Origin of the sequence: Mycobacterium sp. UM_Kg27 (genome assembly GCF_000972905.1) — a bacterium.
In the GTDB taxonomy this organism is placed as follows: Bacteria; Actinomycetota; Actinomycetes; order Mycobacteriales; family Mycobacteriaceae; genus Mycobacterium.
Window position 1 is genome coordinate 24114 of record NZ_JRMM01000007.1, and the last position, 18248, is coordinate 42361.

At 67.4% G+C, this 18248-nt stretch carries 10 protein-coding genes; 4 read left to right on the forward strand and 6 right to left on the reverse strand.

What is annotated here, in order from left to right; all coding sequences use genetic code 11:
- Positions 1–43: 43 nt before the first annotated feature.
- The 3 genes from LI94_RS02240 to LI94_RS02250 are packed head-to-tail and all read right to left on the reverse strand — an operon-like array spanning position 44 to position 4825.
- The gene (locus tag LI94_RS02240; RefSeq protein WP_046300158.1) at positions 44–1375 is read right to left on the reverse strand and encodes a sugar ABC transporter substrate-binding protein; all 1332 of its coding nucleotides are present in this window, start codon (positions 1373–1375) and stop codon (positions 44–46) included.
- A complete protein-coding gene (locus LI94_RS02245; protein WP_239651133.1) occupies positions 1372–2211 on the reverse strand; it encodes a carbohydrate ABC transporter permease in 840 nt (279 codons plus the stop codon). The genes LI94_RS02240 and LI94_RS02245 overlap by 4 nt, the downstream gene beginning before the upstream one ends.
- A 16-nt stretch (positions 2212–2227) precedes the next feature.
- Positions 2228–4825, reverse strand: a complete 2598-nt coding sequence (locus tag LI94_RS02250; RefSeq protein WP_239651134.1) for a LuxR family transcriptional regulator — start codon at positions 4823–4825, stop codon at positions 2228–2230.
- Between the two features lie 247 nt (positions 4826–5072).
- On the opposite strand from LI94_RS02250, the gene LI94_RS02255 reads away from it, so the two are divergent.
- Positions 5073–5567, forward strand: a complete 495-nt coding sequence (locus LI94_RS02255; RefSeq protein WP_024440646.1) for a lipoprotein LpqH — start codon at positions 5073–5075, stop codon at positions 5565–5567.
- A gap of 81 nt (positions 5568–5648) precedes the next feature.
- Complete coding sequence (locus LI94_RS02260) at positions 5649–7070, forward strand: amino acid permease (RefSeq protein ID WP_024440645.1); 1422 nt, start codon at positions 5649–5651, stop codon at positions 7068–7070.
- Positions 7071–7096: 26 nt separating this feature from the next.
- Here LI94_RS02260 and LI94_RS02265 read toward each other — a convergent pair whose 3' ends face one another.
- Positions 7097–7942: a sugar ABC transporter permease gene (locus LI94_RS02265; RefSeq protein WP_046300160.1), complete on the reverse strand. Its 846-nt coding sequence runs from the start codon at positions 7940–7942 to the stop codon at positions 7097–7099.
- A gap of 35 nt (positions 7943–7977) precedes the next feature.
- A complete protein-coding gene (locus LI94_RS02270) occupies positions 7978–8994 on the reverse strand; it encodes a DUF2804 family protein (protein WP_052739853.1) in 1017 nt (338 codons plus the stop codon).
- A 62-nt stretch (positions 8995–9056) separates the two neighbouring features.
- Here LI94_RS02270 and LI94_RS02275 point away from each other — a divergent pair, with 62 nt between their 5' ends.
- Positions 9057–10571, forward strand: coding sequence for a TldD/PmbA family protein (locus LI94_RS02275; RefSeq protein ID WP_046300161.1), 1515 nt, complete (start codon positions 9057–9059; stop codon positions 10569–10571).
- Complete coding sequence (locus LI94_RS02280; protein WP_024440641.1) at positions 10568–11935, forward strand: metallopeptidase TldD-related protein; 1368 nt, start codon at positions 10568–10570, stop codon at positions 11933–11935. The genes LI94_RS02275 and LI94_RS02280 overlap by 4 nt, the downstream gene beginning before the upstream one ends.
- 12 nt (positions 11936–11947) lie before the next feature.
- Here the strand turns inward: LI94_RS02280 and LI94_RS02285 are convergent, their stop codons facing one another.
- Complete coding sequence (locus LI94_RS02285) at positions 11948–18214, reverse strand: BTAD domain-containing putative transcriptional regulator (protein ID WP_082105632.1); 6267 nt, start codon at positions 18212–18214, stop codon at positions 11948–11950.
- Positions 18215–18248: the final 34 nt, after the last annotated feature.

Here is an 18248-nt window from a genome sequence, read left to right on the forward strand (position 1 = left end):
GTAGCCACCCGCAGTTTTGTGCGTCCACCCGATTCGCGGGCAGCTACCGGCGTGCGGCCGCGTTCGCGGCATCCTGGGCTTGGCGGAGGGCCGTGTCGACAGCGGAGCGGCCGAGGAACATCTCATCGAAATATGGCTTGATGGCCTGGTTTCCGGCGGCGAAGCCCGCGCCGCCGCCCGGGGCGGGCATGCGGGGCCCGTTGAGCACCGCGAAGAAGGGCGTGACGTCGACCCCGCGCTGCGCCCAATAGTCGAAGTAGACCCGCTGTGCGCTGAGTACCGCCGGTATCGCCGCCCCGTGGCGTCCCAGGTAGGCGTTGCCGTCGCGGCTGCCGATCCAGCTCAGCACCTCCCGCACCGCCGCGGGGTGCGGCGATGCGGCGTTGCCGACGGCGGCGATCCCGTTGGTGACGCTGACTCGTCCTACCGGCCCGGCGGGCAACATCGCTACCCCCCAGGAGAACCCCGCCTGCTCGGCGACGGCCGCCAGGTTGTAGGTGCCGGACTGAAACAGCGCCATCTTGCCGGCCAGGAACTGATTGCGGGAGAAGTCGCCGTTGGTGTTGGTCTCCGAGGCCGGCGGTGCCACATGGTCGTCGTTGATCAGCTGCACCAGGTAACCGAAGGCGCCGATCGCCGCCGGGTTGTCGAAGGCGAAGTCCTCGCCGTGCTGGAACACCCCGCCGGCGGAGCCGATGTAGTTCAGGTAGATGCCCTGCGGGTCGTTGGCGGCGTTGTAGCCCCACTGCCGGATTCGGCGGTGGTCGAAACCGGGGGAGTCGGCGCTTCGTCCGGCGCTGTCGCGGGTGAGCCGGGCCAACAGTGACCGCAGGGTGTCGTGCGTGATCCGGGGATCCCAGCGAAGTTGCTCCAGTTGCGCGGGAGCGATCCCCGCGGCGGCCAGCAGATCGGCGTTGTAGTACACCGCGATCCCGGCATCGGTCAGTTGCGGGACGCCCCACAGCGTGCCGTCACGGGTGAACTGAGTTACCACTGATGGTTCCCAATCCGTGTCCGCCGCATCGATCTTCATCAGCCGTCCGCTGTCGGCGTAGCCGGCCAGGTAGGCGTTGGAGAGCCAGAAGATGTCGTCGGCGCCGCCACCTGCCACATCGGTGCGCAGCGTGTCGAAATAGGTTCCGTAGGCGACGACGTTGACGCGCACCTCGATCTCGGGGTGGGTGCGGTGGAACGCGGCCAGCGACTGCCGGTAGGCGTTGGCGACCTGTTCGTCCCACAGTCGTAGCGTCACCAGCGTCGCGCCGGCCGCCGATCGGTTCGAGACTCCGTTGAGCAGCACCGCCGCGGCGCCGAGCAGGGCGGCCAGGGCCACCACCGCCGCGGCGAACATGGTGGAGAACCGCGGCCGGCTCACTTGATCCCCGTGATCACGATCGACTGCACGATTCGGCGCTGGAACACCATGAACAGCACGATCAACGGGATCATCGCCACCGTTGTTGCCGCCATCACCAGCGTCCACTGCGCGTTGTAGCGCGACTGCAGGGCGGCGGTGGCCACCGTGAGTACCCGCCACTTGTCCCCGCTGGTGATCACCAGCGGCCACATGAAGTTGTTCCACTGTGAGACCACGGTGATCAGCCCGAGCGTGACCAGGATCGGCCTGCTGGCCGGCAGCATCACGTGCACGATCACGTCCAGGGTGTTGGCTCCGTCGAGTCGCGCGGCGTTGATCAGATCACTGGGGACGCTGCGGAAATGCTGGCGGAGTAGGAAGATCGCATACGGCGAACCGAATACGAACGGCAATACCAACGCCCAGAACGTGTTCCGCAGCCCCAGCTGCGCCATCATCAGATACAGCGGTACCACCGTCACGGTGGCCGGCACCATCAGGGTCGCCACATAGACCCAGAACAACGTGTCTCGGCCGGGAAACTCCAGCCGCGCGAACGCGTAGGCGGCCAGCACCGAGAAACTCAACTGTCCCACCATGATCACCGCCGTCATCAGCGCGGTGACCGCCGCCGCCCGGCCGAACCCGGCGCCGCCGAGATCGCCGTAGTTGTCCAGCGTCGGCGGGTGTGGCCACGACAGCGGGGTATTGGTGGCGAATTGGCGTGCCGGGGTGAATGACGTCAACAGCCCGAGCCCGAAGGGCGTCAGGGTGATCAGCGCGCCGAGCGTCAGCAACGCGTAGATCGCGGAGGCGCGAAGGTAGTTGTGCGGGAGGTGTGAAGTGCTGCTCAACATTGACGTGGATGGCTCACTGGGGTTGTTGGTGGGCGTAGGCGGCGGCTTGGGTGCGGTTGTGGACGCCGAGTTTGGCCATGATGGCGCAGACGTGGGTGTTGGCAGTTTTAGCGCTGATGTAGAGGGCGGTGGCGATTTCGGCGTCGCTTCGTCCGGCGGCAAGGAGTTCGAGGACGTCGCGCTGGCGCTTGGTGAGGCCGCGTGGGTCAGCGCTGGTGTCTTTGCGGCGGCGGTCGGGATCGCGGCCGCGCAGGTGGGCGAGACGCTGCTGGGCGCGCCGGGCAGCGGCCCGGGCGCCCAGCCGGCGGAAGGTGCCCAGCGCGGCCTCAACGGCGTCGATGTCACCGCCGAGTTGAGCGATGGCGGCATCGTAGGGACAGTCGCGAAGGATCCACTCCCGGGTGGCTGCGCTCCAATCCCCATGGATCTCAAGCTCATAGGGCGTGGCAGCGATGACGTCAATAGCGGATCGGTCGCCGGCCAGATGAGCCCAGCGCCGCAGCGAACCCCCCAGCCACGCGTACGCCGTGCCGGACACCGTAAGGACCTCGGACGCGCAGCGGCGGGCCGCCTCGTCGTCGTCGGCCAGCCAGGCGGCCTCGGCGCGCGCGGCGCAGACGGGCAGGCGCAGCAGGCTGCCCGTCGCAGCGTCAAGGGCCTCGTCGAGCAGCGGCCACACCGGTTCCTCGCCACGGCGTGCCCGGATCAAGGCCACCGTGATCAACGGCGCGATCCGGTGTTGGGGGGCCAATTCGGGCTGGGTCAGGATGTGCTCGGCCGCCAGCGCGGCGGACGTCCAGTCGCCGCCGGCCAGGCCGGTCAGTGCCTGCAGCCCCGCCGCCAAAGCCTGGAACATGCCAAGGTCGCGGTGGTCAAGGTAGGCCGCGACCTCGGCGAGGTAGCGCTCTGCGCGACGGACATCGCCGCGCACCACAGCGAACGTGCCGAGGAGAATGCCTAAAATTCCGCTGTGCTCCTCGATCCCAGGACACGCCGCCGCCTCTCGCCACACCTGCTCGAACTCGTCCCAGCCGGTGTTGCTGCAGAAGACCGTGGTGAGCGCCGCGTATCCGCGGGCGTGGATCACCACGACAGGGTCCCCGAATCGGGCACCGAGAGCCTTCGCGCGGGTCGCATATCGGGCACAGGCGGGGTCGAGGGAAAGAGCGGCGATGTGCGCCATATTGATCAGCGACCAGGCCAACTGTGGGGACGGCCCCAGGTTTTCGAGCAGCCGAAGCGACGCGTGCGCGGCCGCCGAGGCTTCGGTAGGGCGTCCCCGCAGCTGCAGGACGTGTGACAGCCGGCGCAGGTCCTCAGCCTCCTGGCGGGGATCCCCCAACTGCTGGCGAAGCGCGATCGCCTGTTGCCATGACAGCACCGCAGATTCGGCCTGCCCGCTCAGATAACTGTTGAAGGCGTGCTGTTCGAGCCACAACACTTTCTGCTCGTCGGGGATGGTGCCCGCGTGGCGCAGCACCAATGCATACAGGTCTGCGGCCTGCCGATGGGCGCCAGATCCTGCGGCGCGCTCGGCGGCTGCCGGGCCGTGGCTGATGACGGTGTCGGTGTCGCCGGCCTGTTCGGCATGAAAAGTCAACGCCGCCAGTGTGTCCGGGTCGATCGGGGGTTCGGCCAATACGGTCAGCGCTCGCTTGTGCAGCACTCGGCGTTGATAGTCGGGGATCTGCTCGACGGTGGCACGACGGGTCAGCTCGTGGCGGAATCCCACCGCGTCGGCACTGGCGACCAGCACCCCGGCGGCGAGGCATTCGTCCAGGGTGCCGGTTGCACCCGGCGATACCGCATCGAGCAGGGCGGGGTGCACCCGCGGCCCGCAGATCGCTGCCGCGTGCGCGGTTTCGCGCCCAGCGTCCGACAGTCGCGCGAGTCGGCCCCGCACCGCTTCGGAGACACTGCACGGCAGGCCGCCCTCGCCCAGCGCATCGGGTCCCGCTGCCAACACCTCTGTGATGAGGAACGGGTTTCCGTCGGTAAGCCGGTACAACGCTTGGGCGTTGATGCCGCTACCGGCGGCCAACGCAGCCACCGCGGTGGCGCTGAGCGGATCCAACACCATGCGCGTTACGGTCGCCCAGGTAGCCACATCGCCTAAAAACACGGCCAGCGGATGGCTGGGGCCGACCTGGTCGTCGCGGTAGGACGCAAGCATCAGCACCGGCAGTGTGTCGATGCGCCGGGCCAGGTAGCGCAGCAGATCCAGGGCGGCGCTGTCGGCCCAGTGCAGGTCCTCGATCACACCCACCGAAGGGGTGCCGTCACCGACGACGCCGGCCAGCCCGGAATAGACCGCCTCGGTGTCTCCCGCATCGATGGCCGCGCGTATCGAGGCAGCCCGGCTCGCGGGTAGGTAGGCGAGCATGTCGATGAAGGGACCCAGTGGCCGCGGGGTGGCCAGGCCGTCGCACCAGCCGCGCAGCACCCGGATGCCCGGATCGAGGGTGGCGAGAAACTGGGCGATCACCGTGGTCTTGCCCGCCCCGGCTTCGCCACGCAGTAAAACCAGCTGCCCCTGCCCGCGGGTGGCGGTCCGATAGCAGCGATGAAGGGCGGTCAGCGTCGTATCGCGTTCGAGCAGGCGGCGCACCACGGCCAACCCCCTCCCGCGTCGGGTCCGAGACCGCGCATCCCGGAGCAAATATCAGGTAATTACCTGATGCGCCGAGGTTGGGCCGCCCAGCACACTCCCAAATGAGCGTGGCGGGCGGTCTGCCACGGGCGTCAGCACACCGCCATCTGATCAGGATGCGGAGTAAAGCCTAGCCCGCCGGCCCCCGCCCGCGCCCACCAAACAGCACGAAACCAGGCACGTGACCACCCACAACAAAGGAGTACCGGTGAAGCGTTCAATAACGGTTGTCGCAGCAGCGGCAGCAATCGCGGTCGTAGGTCTGTCTGGGTGCTCGAACGACAAGAAGTCGGAAACCACCCCCGCGTCCTCCTCGAGCGCCTCAAGTGGAACCAGTGCGTCGGTGAACGTCAGCGGTACCGCGGCAAACACGAAAGTCACCATCGACGGTCAAGACCAGAACGTCACCGGCACGACCGTGTGCACCACGATGGGCGGCGACGTCAACATCGCGATCGGTGGAGCGGCCACCGGCATCGCCGCGGTGCTCACCGATGCCAACCCGCCGGAGGTGAAGTCGGTCGGGCTGGGCAACGTCAACGGGGTGACACTGGCCTACACCGCGGGTACCGGTCAGGGCGATGCCAAGGCGACCAAGGACGGCAACGAATACAAGATCAGCGGCACCGCGACGGGGATCGATACCGCCAACCCGATGCAGCCGGTGAACAAGCCGTTCGAAATCGACGTAACCTGTTCCTAACCCGGTTCGTCGTGTTGTAAGCCCCTTGCCTCCATCGGGCCGTGTTCAATGATGGACACGTACCGTCCAGCTAGGGGCACCATGTCAACGCCGGCGCTCAGCCTGTCACGGCAGATGCTGCGGCGTCGGCCGGTGAACGGTGGACCGACCCCCGCCGGGGGCACTAACCACCTGCGACGCAGGCTCGGCGGCTTTCGGCTCACCATGTTCGGCGTCGGCTCGACCGTCGGAACAGGGATCTTCTTTGTCTTCCCGGTGGCGGTACCCCAAGCCGGCCCGGCAGTGGTCGTTTCGTTCCTCATCGCCGGGGCCGCAGCGGGTCTGGCCGCGATGTGCTACGCGGAGTTGGCTTCAGCGGTGCCGATTTCGGGTTCGGCATACTCATACTCCTATGCCACCCTCGGTGAATTCATGGCCGTGGTCGTCGGGGCATGCCTGCTGCTCGAATACGGGGTGTCCACCGCCGCGGTGTCAGTGGGGTGGAGTCAGTACCTGAGCAAACTGTCGCTCAATACCTTCGGATTCTCGGTACCGCAAGCTATTTCATCGGGGCCATGGGATTCCGACGGTGGTTTCGTCAATCTGCCTGCCATCGTCTTGGTGACGATGTGTGCGGCGCTGCTGATCGGCGGCACCAGCGAATCGGCCAAGGTCAATGCCGTGATGGTGGTGATCAAGCTCGGCGTGCTGCTGATGTTCGCGGTGATCGCGTCAACGGCGTTTCGAGCGGACCACTTCACCGACTTCGCCCCGTTCGGATTCTCCGGAATCAGCTGGGCAGCGGGCACCATCTTCTTCTCCTACGTCGGCCTTGACGCGGTATCGACCGCCGGGGAGGAGGCCAAAGACCCGCAGCACACGATCCCGCGGGCGATCATCGCGGCACTGCTGATCGTGACCGGTGTCTACGTGATTGTCGCGGTGGCCGCGATGGGCAGCCAGCCTTGGCAGGACTTCGAGGGGCAAAGCGCGGGCCTGGCCGTGATCGTGGACCACATCACCGGAAACCGCTTCGGCAGCACCGTCTTAGCCGCGGGCGCGGTGATCTCGATCTTCTCTGTCACGTTGGTCACGATGTACTGCCAGACCCGCATCCTTCTCGCGATGGGTCGCGATGGCCTGCTGCCGGCGACGTTCGCCAAGGTCAACCCGCGCACCCGGACACCGGCAACCAACACCATGATCGTCGCGGTCGTGGCGGCCGCCCTCGCCGGTCTGGTACCGCTTCAGCGTCTGGCCGAAACGGTCTCCATCGGCGCCTTGAGCGCGTTCGTCGTCGTGTCCGTGGCGGTGGTTGTGCTCCGGGTCCGGGAACCGGATCTGCCCCGCGGATTCAAGGTGCCCGGCTATCCGATCACGCCGGTCTTGTCGGTGGTGGTTTGCGGATGGATCATGTGCAGCCTGCACCGGTACACCTGGATCGTGTTCACCGGCTGGCTGGCAATCGCGTTGGTCTTCTACCTGGTGTGGGGTCGGCGTCACAGCGCACTCAACGGTGGTTAGAACGCACGCACCCCGACGCCGTGGGCTTACGTGAGGTCATAGCTGACCCGCAGGCCCAACGAAAGCTGCTGGACGACCGTCACTGAAACCAGTACGGCGAACAGCACCAGTGCCATCACCGCGGCCCGGCCGATCGCCGCCGCCCCGAACGCCTCGTCATAGATGCGGTGGGCGATCAGGTCGGTGCGGCCACCGGGCCCGCCGCCGGTCAGCGCGTACACGGTGTCGAACACCTGGGCCGCGCTGACCACGCCGGTGACCAGTACGAAGAACATGGTGGGCCGCAGCATCGGCAGCGTTACCCGCCAGAACCGCTGCCATCCGTTCGCCCCGTCGATGCGCGCCGCCGACAGCACCTGAGTGGGGATGGCCAGGATCCCGGCCAGGAAGAACAGCGCCACGTAGCCGACGTTGGTCCACACCACCACCGCCGAGGTCACCGGCAGTGCCAGCCCAGGGTCGGTCAGCCATTCGATGCGATGCCCCAGCACCGTGCTCACCGCGCCGTCGGTGGGGCTCAGAATCCAGCGCCACAGCACCGCGATGGCCAGGGGTGCGCAGATCCACGGCAGCACATACACGGTGCGAAACACGGCGCTGCCGGGCAACCCGCGGGCCAGCAGGACCGCCACGCCCAGCCCCAGTGCGGTTTGCAGCGGGACGACGAGGGCGACGAAAAGCACGGTCACCACAAGGGAATTGCCGAACACCGGATCGGTGAGCACCGATCGCCAGTTCTCCGCGCCGACATAACTGATCGGCCCCAGCAGGTCCCAGCGGTGCAGACTCAGCCACACCACAACCAGCATCGGCAGCAGCAGGAATGCCACCACGCCGAACAGGCTGGGAGCGAGCAGCGCGTAACCCAGCATTGGGCTCGTCGGGACGCCCCGGCGATCGCGTGGACTCAAAAGCGGGCCTTCATCCGCTCAAGCACCCCCGGCACGTGATCGAAGGTGAAACATTCTCCTGCCAAGGATCGCACGGTTCCCCGGTAGGTTCCGGCGAGTTGCCAATAGTCGATTCCGGCGGCAACCAGATTGGCCTTGACCGCTTTGCGGCCGGTCGGAGTGAACGTCACATCGAGGCGACGGTCACGGTCGCGGACCTGTGCGCTCGACAGCGGGTGCTCGGATTCGACCGCGAACTCGACGCCCGCGAGCGGCTCGACCCCGCCGGGAACCCAGTTGCAGGACTCGTCATCGTCGTCGCTGAACTCCTGCCGCTCGACGAAATTGGACCCGACCACACCACCGGCCATGCGGACGGCAAACGTGCCCCACGTCCACGTCGTCGAATACGGGAACTGCGAACGATGTTCGTCGAGGATGGCGAAGTCGCGTGCCGGATCGAAGACGTAGGTGCGGTCGCCGACCGTCAGCGCCCCGTCAGCCGGGAAGGGCTGCTTGAACGTGTAGTAGTCCATCGTCGGGGTGAGCCTGGCGCTGAGGCTGAGCGGCGGTGCGGCCCCATCGGTGTAAAGCGTCAGCGCACCGGTGATCGCCGGCCCGTGCCGGTCTGCAGCACAGTCGAACCGCACCGCGATGGTGCCAGTGTCGGCGTCGAAGTCGTAGGCGAGCAGGTAGCGGCGCGTCTTGACTCGGCAGCGGCCGCCGTGCAGCAGGTCGTCTGGCAGGTCCAGGGTGGCACCCCGGAACCGAGCGCTCTTCTCCACCAGGACACCGCTGGCCTGATCGTGGACGAACAGCTCCGACGAGGCCAGGTATTTGACGTCCTGCATGATCATCGCGCCCGACATCTCGGGATGAATCAAGCCGAAACCGATCCATTCCTTGAGCCGAAACTCACGCCACAGTCGCGCGACACCCCGGTGCCCGTCGACGGGATTGACGTTGCGGACTCGCCCGTCGAACCTGCCGTAGTGGCGGACACCGTCCTGAACCAGTCGCTGCGGCGCAGTCACGCCGTGATCATTATGGACACCTATTCCGAGGTCAACCTCCGGCACGTCGTTACGGTGGATGGGTGACAGCGAACCGGGGGATCGACGCCGAGTTTCTGGCCCTGCCCCGCCATGAGCTGGCCGACGCCGCGTTGTCGGCGGCCAGAGCGGCCGGCGCCGAGCATGCTGACCTGCGTATCCACCGGATCGCCACCGAGGTCATCCGGCTACGCGACGGTGAGTTGGAGACCGCCGTGCTCAACCGTGAGCTCGGCTTCGCGGTGCGGGTGGTGGTCGACGGCACCTGGGGTTTCGCCTCACATGCCGAGCTGGCGCCGGGCGTCGCGGCGGACACCGCCCGGCGAGCGGTGCAGGTCGCCAAGACGCTGGCGGTGCTCAACACCGAACGTGTCGAGCTGGCGGCTGAGCCGGTGTACCGCGACGCGACATGGGTGTCGGACTATCTGATCGATCCGTTCGACGTGCCTGCCGCGGACAAGATCGACGTGCTGGAGGACTATTCGGGCCGCCTCCTATCATCCGACGGGGTAGACCATGTGTCGGCCTCACTCACCGCGGTCAAGGAGCAGACCTTCTACGCCGACACGTTCGGCTCGGCGATCACCCAGCAGCGGGTGCGGCTCATGCCGGTCTGCGAGGCGGTCACCGTCGGCCCGCACGGCTTTGACTCGATGCGAACGCTGGCGCCGCCGACCGCGCGCGGTTGGGAAGCGGTCGCCGGCGACCAGATCTGGGACTGGTCGAGCGAGCTGAGCGAGCTTCCGGTGCTGCTCGCGGAGAAGGTCAAGTCGCCCAGCGTTGCCGCCGGACCAACCGACTTGGTGATCGACCCGACCAACCTGTGGCTGACCATCCACGAATCCATCGGGCACGCGACCGAATACGACCGAGCCATCGGTTATGAGGCGGCGTACGCCGGTACGTCGTTCGCCACCCCGGACAAGCTCGGCACGTTGCAATACGGCTCACCGGTGATGAACGTGACCGCTGACCGCACGGTGCCTTATGGGTTGGCCAGCATCGGTTATGACGACGAAGGCGTGGCGGCCCAGAGCTGGGATCTGGTGCGCGACGGGCGTTTCGTGGGGTATCAGCTGGACCGGGTGTTCGCGCCCAGGTTGGGGCAGTCACGTTCCAACGGGTGCTCGTACGCCGACTCGCCGCACCATGTCCCGATCCAGCGGATGGCCAACGTGTCCCTGCAGCCCGGTACCGAGGACCTGTCTACCGCAGATCTGATCGGTCGGGTGGCTAACGGCATCTACATCGTCGGGGACCGCTCATGGTCGATTGACATGCAGCGCTACAACTTCCAGTTCACCGGGCAACGGTTCTTCCGTATTCGCGACGGCCGCCTCGACGGGCAACTGCGCGACGTGGCCTATCAGGCGACCACCACCGATTTCTGGAATGCGATGGAAGCTGTCGGCGGCGCCTCGACGTGGCGGCTGGGCGGGGCGTTCAACTGCGGCAAGGCGCAGCCCGGTCAGGTCGCCGCGGTCAGCCACGGCTGCCCGTCAGCACTGTTCCGGGGGATCAACGTGCTCAACACACGCAGCGAGGGGGGCCGGGAATGATCGGGCCGCAAGACGTCATCGACACCGCGCTGGCGGCGGCCAAGAGTGGTAACACTGAGACCATCGTGCTGGTCACCGACCGGACTGAGGCGTCGCTGCGCTGGGCCGGTAACTCGATGACCACCAATGGGGTGTCGAGCAGCCGGACCACCACGGTCATCTCGATCGTTTCCGACGACGAGGGAGCGCGGGTCGGCTCGCTGAGCTCGGCGGAGGTGGATCCGGCGCTGATTCCCGAGCTGGTGACGGCCTCGGCGGAGGCCGCTGCGGGCGCACCGGAGGCTCGCGACGCCGCGGACCTGCTGGGCGGCACGGCCGCGCCGGACGACTGGGACGCCGCGGTCCCGCAGACCGGCGCGGAGGCCTTCGCCGAGCTGGCCGGCTCGCTGAGTCGAGGTTTTCGGGGCGCCGACCAGCTTTATGGTTTCGCCCGCCACGAGGTGGCGACAACGTTTCTGGCGTCCTCGACCGGGTTGCGGCGACGTTTCACCCAACCCACCGGAACGGTGGAGATCAACGCCAAACGCGCCGGCGCCAGCGCCTGGGCTGGCGTCAGCACCCCGGATTTCGTCGACGTGCCAACGGATTCCCTGCTGGAACAGCTCTCGACGCGATTGGGCTGGGCTGCGCGCAGCGTCGAATTGCCGGCCGGACGCTACGAGACACTGATGCCGCCTTCCACTGTCGCCGACATGATGATCTACCTCGGTTGGACGATGGGTGGCCGCGGCGCCCAGGAAGGCCGAACCGCGCTGTCGGCACCCGGCGGTGGCACCCGGGTGGGGGAGCGGCTGTCCGAACTACCCCTGACCTTGTATTCCGATCCACACGCCTTCGGGCTCGAGTGCGCGCCGTTCGTGGCGACCGGCACTTCATCGGAGACCGTGTCGGTGTTCGACAACGGTTTGGACATCGGCTGCGTGGACTGGATCCGCGGTGGGGTGATCAACGCGCTGGCCTACCCGCGCGCCGCGGCCGCCGAGTTCGGCGTCCCGGTCGCCCTGGCCGCCGACAACCTGTTGATGACGGGCGGTTCGGCCAGCATGGACGAGATGATCGCCTCGACCGAGCGCGGGCTGCTGCTGACCACGCTGTGGTATATCCGCGAGGTGGATCCGACCACGCTGCTGCTGACCGGACTGACCCGCGACGGCGTCTATCTGGTCGAGGACGGCGCGGTGACCGCGGCGGTGAACAACTTTCGGTTCAACGAGAGCCCATTGGACCTGCTGCGCCGCGCCACCCAGGCCGGCATCGCCGAGCCGACGCTGCCCCGGGAATGGGGCGACTGGGCGACCCGGGCGTCGATGCCGTCATTGCGGATCCCCGACTTCCACATGTCGTCGGTGAGTCAGGCGCAGTGACGGCGGCCGCGATCAACTGAGTTCGTCGAACCGGCTCAGCGCGGCGTCGAGATCGTCCCCGTCGAACAGTTCAGAACGGTTGACCCGGCGGCCGTCGACAGTCATGACGACGATATCGCGCCACTCGGCGGCGAAACCGTCTTGTGAGATCCCTTGCGCCACATGGGTGACGACGGCGCCGATCTGGCTGAGTCGATGCACAGCCGCGATGTGGATGGTGGTGTCCGGCGAATCGGCCCAGGCGGCCTCCAGGTAGGCGATCATGTCGCCGGACTCGAAGCCCGCTCCCCGTCGGTGGTCGATGCTGATCCAGTCCGGCGTGGTTGGAAAGACCTCGCGCCGGTTGAAACCGGCATACGCGTCGGTGACGAGCGACCACGTCTGCGCGTAACCGGCCGCTTCGCCGGCGAGGTAACGGGCGTCGAGCTCGGCGAGGGCAGCGTCGATGTCGTCGAGATCGAATGTGACCGTGTGCTGCATAAGACCGGTGGTGTCGACTTCCACGAGATGCAATATCTCGACGAGGACGGTTCGATCGGGATCACCGGCGTCGCGATAACAGTCGCGGGTCAGCGAGAGCCGAGATCCCCGGACTGCGATCGGTTCGACCTCCAACCGCCAGGTGCTCGGGACCGTCTGCAGCGTGGCGTCGATGACTTTCCGCCGCTCGGGGCCGTCGAGGATCGAGCGCAGGCCTTTCCGCCGATCCTCGTAGCGGCCGTCGTCGTCGGCAAGCGCGAAGATCGCTTCCGCGTCACGGCGGTCGAATGCCTCGGCAATGCGTACGCAGGTTCGGGTCGCTGCGTTCTCCAGCGTCGGACTCGACCGGCTCAGCTCGTCGAATTTGGCGAGCGCGGCGTCCAGGTCGGCCTCGTCGAATACTTCGCAGCGGCTGATCATTTCGCCCTCAACCGTGAGCAGAACGACTTCGCGCCATTCGGCCTCGAACCCCTCGTGTGAGGTACCGCGCACCACGTGGGTGACGACCGCGCCCAGGGGGCTCAGCCGATGCACGGCCTGGCTGTACCCCCCGACGTCAGGCGCTAGATCCCACGTCGCGCGCATATACGCCGTCAATTCACCGGGTGCGAACGCCCGCGCGCGACGGTGATCGATGTTCACCCAGTCGAGATCGGGAAAGTCGTGTCGGTTGAATGCTGCATAGCCGGCCGTTATGACCGACCACGCGCGTGCGCAGGCGCTCGCCTCGCCGGCCAGGTAACGGGCGTCCAGTTCGGCGATGGCGGCGTCGAAGTCATCGCAGTCGAACGTAACGCTCGCCACCAGCCGCCCCGCCTCATCGATCTCACCGACATCGAGTTGTTCACCGCCGAAAGCCCCGGGTCCTTGATCTCGGAACGAATAGCCGCTGCGGGTCAGCACGAGTCGCTCGCCCCGGGTCGCGATGACGGTGGTGTTGAGGTCTGAGATGCCGAGATTCGCGACAACGCGCAGATTCTCGACTGCTGCATCTCGACCGTGTCGAATCCCTGCATTCACCACGCTTCGGTGATCGACGTAGTGGTAATCCTCGGCCAATACGGTCGCCAGGGCGTCCCATTGGTGGGCCGCGAAGTGCGTCAGGACGCGTTCCGAGACCTGGCTTGCCGCGTTCTGCAGCCGCTGCGGCTGCGGGTGCAGTTCGTCCAAGCGCGCAAGAGCCGCGTCGAGATCTGCCTCGTCGAACATCTCGCAGTGGCTGATGAGATCGCCGTCGATCGTGAGGGTATCGACAACGCGCCACTCGGCGTCCAGCCCGTCCTGCGAACTCCCTTTGGCTACGTGGGTGATCACCGCGCCGCGGTCGGTCAGCCGATGCACGGCTTCGACGTAAATGGTGTTGTGTGCCGTGTCTTTCAGCGCGACGCTGAGGTATGCCATCAGGTCTGCGGACCCGACCGCCGCCAGCGTACGGCGGTCTACGTCGGTGAAGCCGGGCGCGGTCGGAGGCATTTCGCGTCTACTCATCGCACCGAAAGCCGCCGTTATCACCGACCACGCGTGTGCGCAGGCGGCGGCTTCGCCGGCGAGATAGCGCGCGTCGAGTTCGGCCAGGGCGTCAGCGAAGTCGTCAACCTCGAAGATGACACCGGCCGCGAGCCGTCCGTCGGTGTCGATCTCGACGAGGCTGAGTATCTCGCCGTGAAACGCGTCGGGCCGGGGATCGTGCTCCGACAGTCGGTCAAGGCAGAGGGCGAGACGCTCGCCGCGGGTGGCCACGACTGTGGACATCATGTTCGTATCAAGCTCGGCGAGCACCCGCATGTCGGCGATTGCGACATCTCGCCCGCGTCGGACCCCGGCGCCCACCACGCCCCGCCGGTCATCGGTGCAGATATCGTCGGCCGCGATAGCTGTCATGGCGGCCCAATCCCGCGCCGCGAACCTTTCCCGCCAGTGTTTGGCCACCGCGCCTGCCAAGTTTCCCAGCGGCAGTCGAGGGCGTGCCTTCTCGGGCTCCGCCTGCCGCGCCTCGAGTTCGGCGATCGCCACGTGGCTGTCGTCGCGGTCGCACCCCCGTTCGTCCAACATCTCGCGCGCCTTGGCGGCAAGCGCCTCGGCGCCTTTCCGATCGTAGAGTCCCGTCGCTCGCTCCGCGGCGGCCCGCGCTCCCGCACCGTCGCCGGCGGCATTCAACACCGTCGCCAGGGCCAGACAGGCATCGCCGTGGTCGACCAAGGCGTCGGTGCGTTCAGCCAGGGCGACCGCGGACTCGGCCATCCGCCGGGCGGCGGCATGATCCCCGCGTCGCGTCAACAGCAGCGCCCGAAGCGTGCGCCAGGCGATCGACGCCTTCAGCGCGTGGCCGGCGAGACGCTCACTCTCGGTGCACAACTCCTCGGCCTCGACGTCTCGGCCGAGAGCCAGGCAGGTACGGCCCAACAGGGCAGCGGTCTCGGCGGTGTCGGCGTCCAGTCCCATGCGGCGAAAGCCCTGATAGGCCTGACGAAGATGTGGCTCGGCGTCACCGGGCTCGTCGACGACCAGCTCAATGATTCCGGCGAACTGCTCAACCTCGAGCAGGGCATGGCGCAGGCCGATTTCGGTCACCATGCGCCGCGCCGAGTCGATCATTCGTCGGGCGGTGGCGGCCCGGCCGCGAAAGGCCTCCAACACGGCTTGGCATCGCGTCGACGTCACCTCGACCGCAGGGGAGTCCGTCGTGATGCGCAACAGTCGCACCACGTCAAGACAACGCCCGCCGGCGCGCGGAACCGGGTTCGGGCCCCACAGGGCCGCCAGGGGCGCTCCCGCCAGCACCGCGTTCACGCGACGGTGTTCACGGGCGTGCCGAGCTGCGGTCAGCGCGCTGTCGAGGGCGATCTCGCAGTCGCCGATTCGTCCAAGGCGCGCAAGGCATCCGGCCCGTACAGTGTGGGCCTTTGCTTGGCCTTCGGCATCGCCCAACCTGGCCAGCGCGTCGGCGGCCACGCTCAGCGCAGCCTCGATCTCGTCCAATCGTTCCGGATGCACCAGCATCGACAGCTGGCCGTCAAAACATGTCGCCCACGCCGCCAGGCGAGCCGAATCGACTGTCGCTGCCTGCAATTGCGAGAACGCATGGGTGGCCGATGCCACCTCTCCCGCGGCGAGCAGCGCCTCGCAGCGCGCGATCAGCAGATCGGCGGTCTGATCGGCGCGATCGGGCAACTCGTCGTCGATCTCCTCCAGTGCGTGCAGCGCCTGGTCGTACAGATCGGCGGCGCCTTCGTAGGCCAGGCGAGACATCGCCTGATCCGCGGCTCGTCGGCAATACTCGACGGCCTTGGCCGCGTTTCCCGCCCACGCACATTCGAAGTAGTGATACGCCAGTTCCGCCAGCAGCTCCTCGTCTGCGCCGGGCATGGACTCCAGTGTGATCGCGATACGTTGGTGCAGTCGCATGCGCCGCACCGAGGCCAGCTCGGCGATCAGCGCCTGCCGGACGAGGGCGTGGTTGAACCGGTACCGCCCGCCGGACTCTTCGATGACGATGCCGGCCTTGCAGGCCTCGTCGAAAGCGTCGACGAGGTCTTCTTCGACCACCCGCTCCACGAGGTCCACCGCGAAGCGGCTGCCCACCACGGCGGCGGCGGCAAGGGCCTTGTTGGTCTCCGCCGGAAGCCGCGAAAGCCTGCGGCTCACGGCTTCACGAACCCCCTGCGGCAAGGTGTTGGGATCCCAGACCCCGCCACTTTCGTCCACATGCCGCAGTGCCTGGATCAAAAAGAACGGGTTCCCGCCGGTGACCGAGGCCAGCGCCCGGGCCAGCTGTTCGTCGTCGTACCCGGCATCGACGACATAGGCGCTCACATCGTCGGCACCAAGGCCGCTCAGCGCAAGGCGGTCTGCGGTGCCGTCCCGGTGAAGATCGGCGAGCATCGCCGCCAGAGGATGGGATCGATCGAGGTCGGTGCTGCGGTAGGTCGCGACGATCTGCACTCGGGTGTGATCACCGAAGCGCAGCAGATGGCGCAACAGTAACAGCGTCGGCTTGGCCGCCCAGTGCAGATCGTCGAGTATCAGCACGATGGGCGCACTGGCAGAGGCGAGTTCCAAAAGCGCGACCACGGAGTCGAAAAGCGCATAACGCTCGGTGTCGGGGTCGGCGCGGGGCGGCGCGGACAGATCGGGGAGTACCTCGGTCAGACCAGGAATCAACGGAAGTAGTGCTTCAACGCCCCGCAATCCCCGCAGTCTGTGTCCGCCGATGCAGGGGACGAGCGAACGCAGTGCTTCGGCGAAGGGCTGATAGGGCGCACCGAGGTCCTCGTCGGATCGGCCGTACAGCACGACGGCGCCTTGCTTGAAGGCCTGTTGTGACCATTCGCCGGCCAGGCGTGTCTTGCCCACGCCGGGTTCGCCGGCAATCAGCATGGCGTGAATGCCACCCGCGAGCGCGGCCTGCCATGCGGAGGCGAGTCGCTCCAGTTCCAGGCCGCGCCCCACGAACCGACCGGGACCGGTCAGTACCGCGGGAAGCTCGGGACGCTCCAGAGGCACGTCGACGGTCTCCTCGACTCGCTCGGCGGTCTGGAGGCGAAGCTCGAATACGTGCTCCGGGCGCGGCAGGTTGCGCAGCGCACGCATCCCGAGGTCGGCGAGGCCGACGTCGTCGGGCAGGGTGTCGATGACGAGCTCGGCCGTCGCGCCGGAGCACAGAATCTGGCCCCCGGCGGCCAGCGACCGCAGACGGGCGGCACGGTTGACCGCGCGACCGAAGTAGTCACCGTCGCGCAGCTCTACCTCGCCGGTGTGCAGGGCGATCCTGATCCGCATGGGTTCACGCAAAGCCCACGGCTCGTGCAGGATTGCGTCTTGGAGTTCGATAGCCGCGGCGGCCGCCGCTGAGGGCCGGTCGAAGACCGAGAAGGTGGCATCGCCTTCGCCACGGGTTTTGATGAGCCGGCCGCCGCGGGAGGTGACCACCTGCTCGACGAGTTCGTCGTGGCGCGCGAGCGCTGTCGCCATGGCGTCGGCATCGGCTTCCCACGCGGCGGTCGAGCCCTCGATATCGGTGAGCAGAAATGTCACCGCGCGGGTCACCGATCTAAGCTGCTGGGCCACGGGGTGATCGAGTGCGGCGTCTTGGGCAACGATCGCGGCGGCGAGCCGTCGAAGCTCCGGCCCGGGATCGACCCCCAAATCGTCGGCGAGCAGCGACCGGGCTCGCTGATACGCGCCCAGCGCGTCACCCTGCCGGCCGGCGCGGTAGAGCGCCAGCATCAGCTGGGCCCATCGCCGCTCGCGCAACGGTGCGTCTGCCACCGCGGCTTCCAGCTCGCCGACGATCTCGGCGGCCCGGCCCGTCGCCAGCAACGCGTCGGCACGGTCCTCGACCAGGGCAGCGTGGCCCTCGAGCCAGCGCGTCCTTTCCGAGATGCCTCGGCGGGAATCGGGCAGTTCCGGAGTTCCGCGCCACAGGCCCAGCGCCGCTTCGAAGCGGACCACCGCTTGACCGGTATCGCCGGCTACCGCCGCGTCTCGTCCGGCCTTGATGGCCCGCTTGTAGCGCGGGGCATCCACCTCGGTGGTGTTGAGGATCCAGCCCGTGCCCTCGGTGAGGACGAAGCCATCGCCCAACGCCCGGCGCAACGAGGAGATGTGCGTCTGCAGCGCCTTGGCCGCGGTACGCGGCGGCGCATCACCCCAGAGCAGATCGATCAGCGTTTCGGCTGACACGACCGCACCACCGTGCAGACCGAGCAGCGTGAGGATCGCACGCGGTTTGGCGCCCGGGATTGCGACCGGGTCGCCGTCCCGCCGGGCTTGAAGAGGTCCCAAAACCCCCAGCTCCACGGCTTGAATGGTAGTCACGTGGCAATCGTCGGGG

What these genes read in the sequence shown, in the direction of transcription:
- LI94_RS02265 (WP_046300160.1), bottom strand. Translation starts at nt 7,942, where the DNA reads ATGCTGGGTTACGCGCTGCTCGCTCCCAGCCTGTTCGGCGTGGTGGCA.
- LI94_RS02260 (WP_024440645.1), top strand. Translation starts at nt 5,649, where the DNA reads ATGTCAACGCCGGCGCTCAGCCTGTCACGGCAGATGCTGCGGCGTCGG.
- LI94_RS02280 (WP_024440641.1), top strand. Translation starts at nt 10,568, where the DNA reads ATGATCGGGCCGCAAGACGTCATCGACACCGCGCTGGCGGCGGCCAAG.